The following is a 12,992-nucleotide window of genomic DNA, read 5'->3' as shown; positions in this document are numbered from 1 at the left end:
GATCCGGTCACCAGATCGGAAGTCGGCATCGATGGCGACTGCGAAACGCCGGATGATCTTAACGACCACGTCCGCCCGGCCCAACCGATTTACCGGCGCACGGCTCCGATCAGCGGCAGCAGTCGGCGGCGCCGGCGCCCGAGTTCCGCGAGCGCCTCGCGATCGGTGATCTTCACCCGCGGACGGCCCTGGGCGATGCCCGCCTTGCGTTCGGCGGCGTCGATCGCGCGCCACCCCTCGAGGTCGACGCGCTCCGGCCGCCGCCGCGCGAGCAACTTGTGCAGCGCGCGCCGGTCACCCCGCGGCTCCCGCAGGACGCCCGCGTCGAAGTCGGCGAGCAACGCGTTCACGGTCTCGCGTGCACAGGCCTTGTTGGTGCCGATGACTCCGCTCGGACCCCGCTTGATCCACCCGGTCACGTACACGCCGTTGTCGACGCGTCCCTCCGAATGGGGCACGACGCCGCGCACCTCGTCGAACGGGATGCCCGGTACCGCGACACCCCGGTATCCGATCGACCGGAGCACCAGAGGTGCGGCCACGTCGTCGAAGTCGTCCGTCGGGCGAACAGCAACCGCACCGTCGGTGCCGGTGAGTTCGGTGCGGGCGACCCGCACACCCGTGACACGCTCGTCGCCGAGCAGTTCGTGCGGCGCGGCGAAGAAGCGGAACACGATGCGCCGGTGGCCGGGGCGGAGCGGTCGCTGCGCGTATTCGCGCGCGAGGCGAACCTTCAGGGCCGTCGCCGGATCCTCTTCGACCGCACGGGCACTGACCGGATCGAGGTCGAGGTCTGCGTCGTCGATGACGACGTCGACGCCGCGGAGATCACCGAGGGCGACGAACTCCGGGTTGCTGTACGCCGCCTGGGCGGGCCCACGCCGGCCCAGCAGCACGACCTCACGGATGTTGCTGTTCCGCAACGCCGTCAGCGCGTGGTCTGCGATATCGGTGCGGGCGAGTTCGTCGACGTCCATCGTGAGGATGCGGGCGACATCGAGCGCGACGTTTCCGTTCCCGACGATCACGGCGCGGTCACCGGAGAGGTCGAACGTGCGGTCGGCGTAGTCGGGGTGCCCGTTGTACCAGGCGACGAACTCGGTGGCGGCGTGACTTCCCGGAAGGTCCTCGCCCGGGATACCGAGCCGCCGGTCGGCGGAAGCGCCCACCGCGTAGACGACGGCGTGATGGTGGTCGAGGAGTTCGGCATGCGTCAGGTCGCGGCCGATCTCCGTGTTCAGGTGGAGCGCGAATGCGTCACGCCGGAACGACCATTCGAAGGAGTCGGTCACGCTCTTCGTTCCCGGGTGATCCGGCGCGACACCGGCACGCACCAGTCCGAAAGGCGTGGGAAGACGGTCGAACATCTCCACTTCGACGTCGGAGCGCTCGAGCAGTGCCTGCGTGGCGTAACACGCCGCGGGACCGGCGCCGACGACGGCGACCCGGAGGGTCCCCTGTCCGCGGGGCGGGGCATGGGTGGGAGTGAGGGGAAGCCAGCCGTCGGGCGTCCGGTGATCTACGTAGTACTCGGCATTGATCTCGGCGAAACGCGCCTGTGAGGGGTCGAGTTTGTCCTCCGGGAGGATCGCCTCGACGGGGCAGGCGTCGGCGCACGCACCGCAGTCGATGCAGACCTGCGGGTCGATGTGGAGCATCTCCGCGGTCGCGAACCCCGGCTCGTCGGGCGAGGGGTGGATGCAGTTCACGGGGCACACCGCGACACAACTCGCGTCGTTGCAGCACGTCTGAGTGATCACATAGGCCATGGCGGGGTCCTCGGAAGGGCGGGGCGGCACGACCGCCGAGTTCATGTAACAGTGCGTAACAGTTAATACGACTGTAGTCCCCGCCACACCCGGTTCGCAAGACGCGCTGCGCACGAGCCGGGTAGCTGCGAGAATCGGCCGATCGGGCATCCGACACAGGGGGACACACGCAGTGGCCATAGCGACATCCACCGACGACCCGCCCTGGGCGCGACCTCTCGCGGCACTCCCAGCCGAGGCGACGCCCTTCCGCACCGAACGCTCCGTGCGTACCGGCGATGTCGACACCTCGCAGCGTCTCCGACTCGACGGCGTCGCCCGGTACCTCCAGGACATCGGCATCGACAACCTCGAGGCCGTCGACGCCGCGCACACCGATCCCCTGTGGATCGTCCGGCGCACCGTGATCGACGTCCACCGGCCGGCGCGGTTCCCGCAGCATCTCCGGCTGCGCCGCTGGTGCGATGCCCTCTCCACCCGGTGGGCCAACGTACGAGTCCGTCTGGACGACCCGCACGACGACGAGGGCGGACCCCTCATCGACACGGCAGGATTCTGGATCGACATCGGTCCCACGACGGGTGCCCCGACCCGCATCAGTGACGGGCTCTTCGAGCACATGTCGCGATATGCGCTCGACACCCGGCTCCGGTGGCGCGCGTGGCTGCCTGCCTCACCGGAGGGCGAGATCACCGACAGTCGCGAATTCCCGCTCCGCGTCACCGATTTCGACCCGTTCGGACACGTCAACAACGCCGTGTACTGGCACGGGGTGGAAGAACTGCTCGCGTCCCGTCCCGATCTGCAGAGCTCACCGTATCGAGCGGTGATCGAACATCTGCGACCCATCGGAACCGACGAGACCCTGGTCCTCCGCGCCGGCGACGACCCACACGGCCTGACGCTGTGGTTCACAGTGGACGATCGCGCCCGCGCGGTCGCCCGGGTCGTTCGCCTCTGAACGCTCTACGGTGGAGCCCATGACCCGCACTCTGATCTTGCTGCGCCACGGCAAGTCCGCGTACCCGGACGACGTGGACGATCACGACCGTCCGCTGTCCCCGCGCGGTCGCCGCGAGGCGGGGCTCGCCGGGCGGTGGATCAGGGCCACAGTGCCTCCGATCGACAAGGTGCTGTGCTCGACCGCGGTCCGAACCCGCAAGACCCTCACCGAAGCGGGTATCGAAGCACCCGTCGACTACCGCGACAGCCTCTACCTCGCAGATCCCGCCACGCTGCTCGAGGAGATCCACTCGGTGCCGAAGGATGTCCGGACCCTCCTTGTCGTGGGCCACGAGCCGACATTGTCCACGACGGTCCTGAATCTCGTCACCGACCACAGCACCGACGAGGCGCAGCAGGTCACGGAGAAGTTCCCCACGTCGTCGGTCGCCGTCCTGGCGGTCCGGGGGCGCTGGGACGAACTCGAACCCGGCCGGGCCGAACTCACCGATTTCCACATCCCGCGATAAACGTCCGGACAGCGAAGAGGTCCCGCCCCCGAAGAGAAAGGGGCGGGACCTCTGTCGTTCTACTGCAGCATCACTGTCCTAGGACAGTCGACTGCTAGCGGTAGTCGTTGGAGTAACCGTAATCGTCCAGCGGAACCGCAGCGCCGGTGTTCTGGCCGAAGCCGTCCGGCGAGTAGTACTGGTCGTCGTACGCCGGGATGGCGTAGGCGGCAGCACGTGCTTCCTCGGTGGGCTGCACCTGGATGTTCCGGTACTTGTTGATGCCTGTACCGGCCGGGATCAGCTTGCCGATGATCACGTTCTCCTTGAGACCGATGAGCTTGTCCGAGCGGCAGTTGATCGCCGCGTCGGTGAGCACACGAGTGGTCTCCTGGAACGACGCTGCCGACAGCCACGAATCGGTGGCCAGCGAGGCCTTCGTGATGCCCATGAGGACCGGACGTCCGGCAGCCGGCTCGCCGCCTTCCTGGACCACACGACGGTTCGCAGCCTCGAACTCGCTGCGCTCGACGAGCGAACCGGGCAGGAACTCCGTCGCACCCGAGTCGATGATCGTCACGCGACGCAGCATCTGGCGCACGATGACCTCGATGTGCTTGTCGTGGATCGACACACCCTGGCTCCGGTACACCTCCTGGACCTCGTGGACCAGGTGGACCTGGACCTGACGGGGACCCATCACGCGCAGCACCTCGTGCGGATCGGCAGCACCTTCGAGCAGCTGCTGGCCGACTTCCACGTGGTCGCCGTCCGCGAGGACACCCTCGGTGCCGTTGGCCTTACGGATGACGTGCAGACGCTGACGCTTGGACAGCTTGTCGTACACGACCTCCTCGCCACCGTCGTCGGGGATGATCGTGATCTTGTAGAAACGATCGTCGTCCTCGAGGCGGACACGGCCGGACACGTCGGCGATCGGAGCCTTGCCCTTGGGGACACGGGCCTCGAACAGTTCCTGGACGCGGGGCAGACCGCCGGTGATGTCCTCACCGACGCCACCCTGGTGGAACGTACGCATGGTCAGCTGCGTACCGGGCTCACCGATCGACTGTGCGGCGACGATACCGACGGCCTCGCCGATGTCGACGAGCTTGCCGGTGGCCATCGAACGGCCGTAGCACGTGGCACACACGCCGGTGCCGGTGTCGCAGGTCAGGACCGAGCGGACCTTCACCTTGCGGATACCGGCCTCGAGCAGTGCCTCGATGGCGGGGTCGCCGAGATCGGAACCACGCTCGACGACGACGTTGCCGTCCTTGTCGACCGCATCGGTGGCGAGCGTACGGGCGTACGTGCTCGTCTCGATGTGGGCATCGCGGACCAGCTTGCCGGTCTCGTTGCCCTCGGCGTCGCGCTCGGGCTCGGCGATGACCATCTCGATGCCACGCGGCGTGCCACAGTCGACCTCGCGGACGATGACGTCCTGCGACACGTCCACCAGACGACGGGTCAGGTAACCCGAGTCGGCGGTACGCAGAGCGGTATCGGCCAGACCCTTACGCGCACCGTGCGTGTTGATGAAGTACTCGGCGACGGTCAGGCCCTCACGGAAGGAGGACTTGATCGGGCGAGGAATGAACTCGCCCTTCGGGTTCGTCACCAGGCCCTTCATACCCGCCAGCGAGCGGATCTGGGTCATGTTGCCCGCAGCACCGGACTTGACGATCGTGGGGATCGGGTTGTCGTCCGGGTAGTGCGCCTCCATGGCCTGACCGACCTCTTCGGTCGCTTCCTGCCACAGCTTGACGAGCGAATCGCGACGCTCGTCCTCGGAGAGCTTTCCTCGGTCGTACTGCCGCTGGATCGCGTCGGCCTGACCCTCGTAACGCTCGAGGATGTCCTTCTTCTCCGGCGGAACGAGCACGTCCGCCATCGAGATGGTGACACCCGAACGAGTGGCCCAGTAGAAGCCCGCGTCCTTGAGCTTGTCGACGGTCTGTGCGACGACGATCATCGGGTAGCGCTCGGCGAGATCGTTGATGATCGCGGCCTGACGCTTCTTCGGCATGATGTCGTTGACGAAGCCGTAGTTGACCGGCAGGAGTTCGTTGAACAGCACACGACCGAGGGTCGTGTCCGCCGTCCATGCCTGCCCGTACTTCCAGCCCTCGGGGAACAGCTCGGACTCGAGTTCACGCGGCGGACGCTGATGCGTGAGCCGCACCTTGATCGGAGCCTGAACCGAGAGCACGCCACGGTCGACAGCCATCTGAGCCTCGGCCGGGGACGAGTACACGCCCTGCTCCGGCTGATCTTCGGCGGCCGGCTGGTACGCACCGGGAGCGTCTTCACGCAGACGGGTCAGGTGGTACAGACCGGTCACCATGTCCAGACGCGGCATGGCGAGCGGACGACCCGACGCCGGCGACAGGATGTTGTTCGAGGACAGCATCAGGATGCGGGCCTCGGCCTGCGCCTCCGCGGAGAGCGGGAGGTGCACGGCCATCTGGTCACCGTCGAAGTCGGCGTTGAAGGCCTCACACACCAGCGGGTGGAGCTGAATGGCCTTGCCCTCGACGAGCTGCGGCTCGAACGCCTGGATGCCCAGACGGTGCAGCGTGGGAGCACGGTTCAGCAGAACCGGATGCTCGCTGATGACCTCTTCGAGGACATCCCACACCTGAGCGCGCTGACGCTCGACCATGCGCTTGGCGGACTTGATGTTCTGCGCGTGGTTGAGGTCGACGAGACGCTTCATGACGAACGGCTTGAACAGCTCGAGCGCCATCAGCTTCGGCAGACCACACTGGTGCAGCTTGAGCTGAGGACCGACGACGATGACCGAACGGCCCGAGTAGTCGACGCGCTTACCGAGCAGGTTCTGACGGAAACGACCCTGCTTGCCCTTGAGCAGATCGGACAGCGACTTGAGCGGACGGTTGCCCGGGCCCGTGACAGGCCGGCCACGACGACCGTTGTCGAACAGCGCGTCCACGGACTCCTGCAGCATCCGCTTCTCGTTGTTGACGATGATCTCGGGAGCACCGAGGTCGATCAGTCGCTTGAGGCGGTTGTTGCGGTTGATCACGCGGCGGTACAGATCGTTGAGGTCGGACGTCGCGAAACGGCCACCGTCGAGCTGAACCATCGGGCGGAGCTCCGGCGGGATCACCGGAACAGCGTCGAGCACCATGCCCATGGGCGAGTTGCCGGACTGCTGGAACGCCGCGACGACCTTGAGCCGCTTGAGCGCACGCAGCTTCTTCTGGCCCTTGCCGCTGCGGATGGTCTCGCGCAGCGACTCTGCCTCGGCGTTGATGTCGAAGTTCTCGATGAGCTTCTGGATCGCCTCGGCGCCCATGGCACCGGTGAAGTACTCCCCGTAGCGATCCTGCAGCTCGCGGTAGAGCATCTCGTCGACGATGAGATCCTTCGGCTTCAGCTTCGTGAAGGTGCTCCAGATCTCGTCCAGGCGATCGAGTTCGCGCTGCGAGCGATCGCGCAGCTGACGCATCTCGCGCTCGCCGCCGTCCTTCACCTTGCGGCGGACGTCGGACTTGGCACCCTCGGCTTCGAGCTCGGCCAGGTCTGCTTCGAGCTTCTGCGCACGGGCCTCGAGGTCGGCGTCGCGCTGATCGGCGACAGCCTTCTTCTCGACCTCCATCTCGGCCTCGAGGGTCGAGAGTTCGTTGTGACGCAGGTCGTCGTCGACCGCGGTGATGACGTACGCAGCGAAGTAGATGATCTTTTCGAGATCCTTCGGAGCGAGGTCGAGCAGGTAACCGAGACGGCTCGGCACACCCTTGAAGTACCAGATGTGGGTGACGGGTGCGGCCAGTTCGATGTGGCCCATCCGCTCACGACGCACCTTGGCGCGAGTCACCTCGACGCCGCAGCGCTCACAGATGATGCCCTTGAAGCGGACGCGCTTGTACTTACCGCAGTAGCACTCCCAGTCCCGGGTGGGGCCGAAGATCTTCTCGCAGAAGAGGCCGTCCTTCTCGGGCTTGAGCGTGCGGTAGTTGATGGTCTCCGGCTTTTTGACCTCGCCGTACGACCAGTTACGGATGTCCTCGGCGGTGGCCAGGCCGATCCGGAGTTCATCGAAGAAGTTGACGTCGAGCACGTAACTTCCTTTCCCCTGTGCGGGCTTTGTTGCTGCTAGTTGTCGCTATCGCTGCCGGGGCCCGATGCGGTACGTGTCCGGTTGTCCGGTTGCGTACCGCATCGGCTCGGCTCCTAGTTCGCGAGGTCGTCGACGGTGGCCGACTCGTTGCGGGAAAGGTTGATGCCCAGGTTGGCGGCAGCCCGTTCGAGATCCTCGTCGTCGCCGTCGGCCATCGTGATGGCCGCGCCGTCGCTGGAGAGCACCTCGACGTTCAGGCACAGCGACTGGAGTTCCTTGAGGAGCACCTTGAAGGACTCCGGGATACCCGGCTCCGGGATGTTCTCGCCCTTGACGATCGCCTCGTAGACCTTCACGCGGCCCACGACGTCGTCGGACTTGATGGTGAGAAGTTCCTGGAGCGTGTACGCGGCACCGTAGGCCTGCATGGCCCAGCACTCCATCTCACCGAAGCGCTGGCCACCGAACTGGGCCTTACCGCCGAGCGGCTGCTGGGTGATCATCGAGTACGGACCGGTCGAACGAGCGTGGATCTTGTCGTCGACCAAGTGGTGCAGCTTGATGATGTACATGTAGCCGACCGACACGGGGTACGGGAACGGCTCGCCGGAACGACCGTCGAACAAGGTTGCCTTGCCGTCCGGTCCGACCATGACTTCACCGTCACGGTTCGGCAGCGTCGACGCGAGCAGACCGGTCAGTTCCTCTTCACGGGCACCGTCGAACACCGGGGTGGCGATATTGGTGTCGGGCTCCGCCGACACCATCTCCTCGGCGAGGTTCTGTGCCCACTCGGGACGGCTGCCGTCATCGGCGATCTGGATGTTCCAGCCCGCCTTGCCGATCCAGCCGAGATGCGTCTCGAGGATCTGGCCGATGTTCATACGACGCGGAACACCGTGCGTGTTGAGGATGATGTCGACCGGCGTGCCGTCGGACAGGAACGGCATGTCTTCCTGCGGAAGGATCTTGCCGATGACGCCCTTGTTGCCGTGGCGGCCGGCGAGCTTGTCGCCGTCCTGGATCTTGCGCTTCTGTGCCACGTACACGCGGACGAGCTCGTTGACGCCGGGAGGAAGATCGTCGTCGTCCTCGCGCGAGAACACGCGGACGCCGATGACCTTGCCGGTCTCGCCGTGCGGAACCTTCAGCGACGTGTCGCGAACCTCGCGCGCCTTCTCACCGAAGATCGCGCGGAGCAGGCGCTCCTCGGGGGTCAGCTCGGTCTCGCCCTTCGGCGTGACCTTGCCGACGAGGATGTCGCCGTCGCGAACTTCGGCACCGATGCGGACGATGCCGCGCTCGTCGAGGTCCGCGAGGACCTCGTCGGAGACGTTCGGGATGTCCCGGGTGATCTCCTCGGCACCGAGCTTGGTGTCGCGGGCGTCGATCTCGTGCTCCTCGATGTGGATCGAGGTGAGCACGTCCTCCTCCACGAGGCGCTGCGACAGGATGATCGCGTCCTCGTAGTTGTGGCCTTCCCACGGCATGATCGCCACGAGCAGGTTCTTGCCGAGCGCCATCTCACCGTTCTGGGTGCAGGGGCCGTCGGCGAGGACCTGGCCGGACTCCACGCGCTGACCCTCGTCCACGATCGGACGCTGGTTGGAGCAGGTGCCCTGGTTGGAGCGATCGAACTTGCGCAGACGGTACGTCTTGCGCGTTCCGTCGTCGGCCATGACGGTGATGAAGTCGGCGGAAACCTCCTCGACGACACCACCCTTCTCGGTGACGATGACGTCGCCGGCGTCGACGGCGGCACGGAGTTCCATGCCGGTACCGACGATCGGCGATTCGCTGCGCACGAGCGGGACAGCCTGACGCTGCATGTTCGCGCCCATGAGGGCACGGTTGGCATCGTCGTGCTCGAGGAACGGAATCATCGCGGTGGCGACCGAGACCATCTGCCGGGGCGACACGTCCATGTACTCGACGGTGTCGGCGGCGACGTACTCGATCTCCGCGCCCTTCTTACGGACGAGCACGCGCTCTTCGGCGAATGTTCCGTCCGCTGCGATCGGCGAGTTCGCCTGCGCGATGAGGTAACGGTCCTCTTCGTCCGCGGTCAGGTAGGCAACCTCATCGGTGACGACGCCACCCTCGACCTTGCGGTACGGGGTCTCGATGAAACCGAACGGGTTGACCCGTGCGTACACCGAGAGCGAACCGATCAGGCCGATGTTCGGGCCCTCAGGGGTCTCGATGGGGCACATGCGGCCGTAGTGCGACGGGTGGACGTCGCGGACCTCGAGGCCGGCGCGCTCACGCGAAAGACCACCGGGGCCCAGAGCGGACAGACGACGCTTGTGCGTCAGGCCCGACAGCGGGTTGTTCTGGTCCATGAACTGCGACAGCTGGGAGGTTCCGAAGAACTCCTTGATCGCGGCCACGACGGGACGGATGTTGATCAGGGACTGCGGGGTGATGGCCTCGACGTCCTGAGTGGTCATCCGCTCGCGAACCACACGCTCCATGCGGGACAGGCCCACGCGGATCTGGTTCTGGATGAGCTCACCGACGGTGCGCAGGCGACGGTTACCGAAGTGGTCGATGTCGTCGACCTCGACGGGAACCTCGACGCCGCCGGGGACGGTCATCTTGTTCTCACCCGCGTGCAGACGCACGAGGTACTCGATCGTGGCGACGATGTCTTCCTCGGTGAGGGTCGACGCCTCGATCGGCTGGCCGGTGTTCAGGCCCAGCTTCTTGTTGATCTTGTAGCGACCCACGCGAGCGAGGTCGTAGCGCTTGTCCTTGAAGAAGAGGTTTTCCAGCAGGGTCTGCGCGCTCTCCTTGGTCGGCGGCTCACCCGGGCGGAGCTTGCGGTAGATATCGAGCAGCGCCTCATCGGTGCCGGCCGTGTTGTCCTTCTCGAGCGTCGACATCATGATCTCGGAGAACCCGAAACGCTCGACGATCTGCTCGGTGGACCAGCCGAGCGCCTTGAGCAGCACCGTGACGGGCTGACGACGCTTGCGGTCGATGCGGACACCGACGGTGTCGCGCTTGTCGACGTCGAACTCGAGCCACGCACCGCGACCCGGGATGACCTTGACGCTGTGCAGGTCCTTCTCGGTGCTCTTGTCGACGGACTTGTCGAAGTACACGCCCGGAGAACGTACGAGCTGCGACACGACGACGCGCTCAGTGCCGTTGATGACGAACGTGCCCTTGTCGGTCATCATCGGGAAATCACCCATGAAGACCGTCTGGCTCTTGATTTCGCCGGTGTTGTTGTTGATGAACTCCGCCGTGACGAACAGCGGAGCGGCGTACGTCATGTCCTTGTCCTTGCACTCCTCGACAGAGGCCTTGACCTCGTCGAAGCGCGGATCGGAGAAGGAGAGAGACATCGAGCCCGAGAAGTCCTCGATGGGCGAGAGCTCGTGGAGGATCTCTTCGAGACCGCCGACGGCACTGCCGTTGAGGCGTTCGGCAGCCTTTGCGCGCCAGCGCTCGGATCCGATCAACCATTCGAAGGAATCTGTTTGTATATCGAGGAGTCCTGGGACTTCGAGAGGCTCGCGAATTTTCGCGAACGACACCCTCTTCGGGGCTCCGGGGATTCCGGCTACTGCCTTGGTCTGGCTAGAGACTGCCAAGATGCGTCCTTCCAGCACCTCACGCGGGACGCTCCAACCGGTGCGACCGCCGCTGTACCTGCTTCTTCATGTGGGGCGTTTTCGCTGGTTACAACCCGAACGAGAACTCCACCGAAGAACCGGGACGATCTCACCCTCGGGGTGAAATCCAACTCGGCAAACGAGGAGTGGACAGGAGGCAGCCAGCGCAAAGAACGAGCCTACACCAAGAAAATGCAGATGTCCACAGGGGTGCCTCAAAGAAACCTGGCAAGCGGCTGGAAGGAACGAACCGCACAGGCGTACCGATAGAGTGACCGTTCACGCGCTCCGCGTCAAGCCTTGCGCGGGACCGAGATCGTGCGAATCCCGGCCGTCACCCCGCGGGCCGTCACCGGTCCCGGATCTCCGACACCAGCCACTGCCCGTCGGTCTTATCCATCCGCACCAGCACGGGCGCCTGCGCACTCCCCTGCGCGATGCCGTCGCCGGTCGCGCTGACGTTGATGTAGGCGGCGACCTCGGCCTGTGTCTCGTCGAGCACAGATGTACCGATGTGCAGGACGTTCACCTCCGTCACAGTGCGCGTCTGGATCGCCGCCTGCTTGGTCACCTCTGCCGTCGCATCGAACTCCTCGAGGCGCTCCTGGGTCAGCAACCCACGGATCTCCGCGAAGTCCTCGTCGATGGTCTCGTAGTTGTACCCGTGCATGGCCTCGATCGCGTGCTTGGCGGCGTCGGTGACCTCGCGGGTGGCCGCGGCATCGACCCACGCCTCGTTCGACACGCTCGTCCCCGGGCGGAAGGCGGCAACGACGGCCACCGCGGCGAGGACGAGCGCGACCACGCCGATCGCCAGCACAGAACGCATGCTCCGGTTTCTGCGTGCCGGTTTCGCCGCTGACGCGGTGCCGGACACGCGGGCAGGCGGCGTCACGCCGTTCGTCTTCGCATCGTCGGTCTTCGCATCGTCGGTCTTCGCATCGTCGGGTGCGGCGTCGCCGGGTGTCGCGTCGGCGCGCGCGCCGGGTTCGACCCTCGACACCGCGCCGGTATCGGAGGGCTCGGCCACAGGCGACTCCGACGCGGACTTCTCGACGACGGGCGCCTCACGGGCCGGCCCGTCTCCCGCAGACGAGTCGTCGGCAGGTGTCTCGGCAGCAGGTGTCTCCACCCCCGGTGTCTCGACCGCAGGTGTTTCGGCCGCAGGGTTCTCGGTGGCAGGGTTCTCCGCGGCAGCACCCTCGTCGATGGGGCGGTCGTTCGAGGCGTCGGACGACCGCGCACGAGTGGACCCCGCGATCTTCGGGCGCCGACGCGGCGGTCCGAACTGTCCGGGATTCCGTCGCTGCGGTGGCACTACACACACTCCTTCATCGGTTCGAGCAGACTCGTGCGCGGGAAACGCTCGCCGGCTCTCACGGTCCCTCGGTCCCCTCCGGGGCGGGCTCGACCGGGGCAGGTTCGGCCGGAGCGGGTTCGGCCGGAGCGCCGTCGCCGGCTTCCGGCGGTGCCGCACCCGGGGCGGGTCCGGCCTCCATCTGCACCGAGCCGAGAGGCTCGATCGTCTCGGCCTTCCACACGCCGCCGTCCTCCCGGAGAGAGACGTTGACCGACACCTTGTTGGTCACGAAGTTCTGCGGCGTCGTGGTGCGTACCGCGAGCACCACCAGCGCCTTCGCGACATCGTCGTCGGTGTTCAGCTCGGTGAGCGTTCCGAACAACACTTCGCCGGACATGCTCGTCCCGGTCTGGGCTACCTGATCGCGGATCTGCTGCTCGGTGGCGGCCAGATCGTTTTCGAGCGCCTCACCCGTGATGGACGACCGCATGTTCTCGATCGACGCATCGACGTTCTCCGCATCGACGCTGTTGAGGTTGATCGCCGCCTGGTACGCACCCGAGAGGGCGGCGTCCCGCGCATCGGCGACCGGCCTATCGACGAAAAGCGCCCTGCCCCAGCCGTACCCGAACCACACTGCGGCGCCGAGTGCGACCACGGCCAGCACGCTCACGATTGCCAGTGCCCACGTGCGCGACGAACTGCGGCCGGTCCGGTGGGGCTCCTTCTCCGAAGACGTCCGCTCGTCGGGGCCGACGACGG

Annotated in this window: 7 protein-coding genes; 2 read left to right on the top strand and 5 right to left on the bottom strand. The window is 66.1% G+C overall.

Annotation, left to right across the window (positions count from 1 at the left end; translation table 11 throughout):
- Window positions 1-89 precede the first annotated feature (89 nt).
- Complete coding sequence (locus tag ACLQ3J_RS07365; RefSeq protein WP_296549344.1) at window positions 90-1,769, bottom strand: 4Fe-4S binding protein; 1,680 nt, start codon at window positions 1,767-1,769, stop codon at window positions 90-92.
- A gap of 172 nt (window positions 1,770-1,941) precedes the next feature.
- Here ACLQ3J_RS07365 and ACLQ3J_RS07360 point away from each other — a divergent pair, with 172 nt between their 5' ends.
- Together ACLQ3J_RS07360 and ACLQ3J_RS07355 are read left to right on the top strand one after the other, a co-directional pair.
- Window positions 1,942-2,730, top strand: coding sequence for an acyl-[acyl-carrier-protein] thioesterase (locus tag ACLQ3J_RS07360; protein WP_425902693.1), 789 nt, complete (start codon window positions 1,942-1,944; stop codon window positions 2,728-2,730).
- A 19-nt stretch (window positions 2,731-2,749) separates the two neighbouring features.
- Entirely contained in the window at window positions 2,750-3,241 is a 492-nt protein-coding gene (locus ACLQ3J_RS07355) for a SixA phosphatase family protein (protein WP_169619507.1), read from the top strand.
- 94 nt (window positions 3,242-3,335) lie between these two features.
- Here ACLQ3J_RS07355 and ACLQ3J_RS07350 read toward each other — a convergent pair whose 3' ends face one another.
- The 4 genes from ACLQ3J_RS07350 to ACLQ3J_RS07335 all read right to left on the bottom strand — a co-directional run bounded on the left by ACLQ3J_RS07350 (window position 3,336) and on the right by ACLQ3J_RS07335 (window position 12,906).
- Entirely contained in the window at window positions 3,336-7,307 is a 3,972-nt protein-coding gene (locus ACLQ3J_RS07350; RefSeq protein WP_169619506.1) for a DNA-directed RNA polymerase subunit beta', read from the bottom strand.
- A 113-nt stretch (window positions 7,308-7,420) separates the two neighbouring features.
- Complete coding sequence (locus ACLQ3J_RS07345) at window positions 7,421-10,927, bottom strand: DNA-directed RNA polymerase subunit beta (protein WP_346765036.1); 3,507 nt, start codon at window positions 10,925-10,927, stop codon at window positions 7,421-7,423.
- Between the two features lie 352 nt (window positions 10,928-11,279).
- Window positions 11,280-12,248 (bottom strand): hypothetical protein, encoded by a 969-nt coding sequence (locus tag ACLQ3J_RS07340; RefSeq protein WP_425902692.1) that lies wholly within the window; start codon window positions 12,246-12,248, stop codon window positions 11,280-11,282.
- A gap of 58 nt (window positions 12,249-12,306) precedes the next feature.
- Window positions 12,307-12,906: a hypothetical protein gene (locus ACLQ3J_RS07335; RefSeq protein WP_169619621.1), complete on the bottom strand. Its 600-nt coding sequence runs from the start codon at window positions 12,904-12,906 to the stop codon at window positions 12,307-12,309.
- Window positions 12,907-12,992: the final 86 nt, after the last annotated feature.

It is taken from the genome of Rhodococcus sp. DT1, from assembly GCF_049844875.1.
Lineage (GTDB): Bacteria > Actinomycetota > Actinomycetes > Mycobacteriales > Mycobacteriaceae > Rhodococcus.
Note: the sequence above shows the minus strand (reverse complement) of the source record. Positions and strands in the feature narration are given on the sequence as shown.

Excerpts from the sequence above, each read along its gene's own strand:
- ACLQ3J_RS07365 (WP_296549344.1), bottom strand. The coding sequence starts at position 1,769 with ATGGCCTATGTGATCACTCAGACGTGCTGCAACGACGCGAGTTGTGTC.
- ACLQ3J_RS07355 (WP_169619507.1), top strand. The coding sequence starts at position 2,750 with ATGACCCGCACTCTGATCTTGCTGCGCCACGGCAAGTCCGCGTACCCG.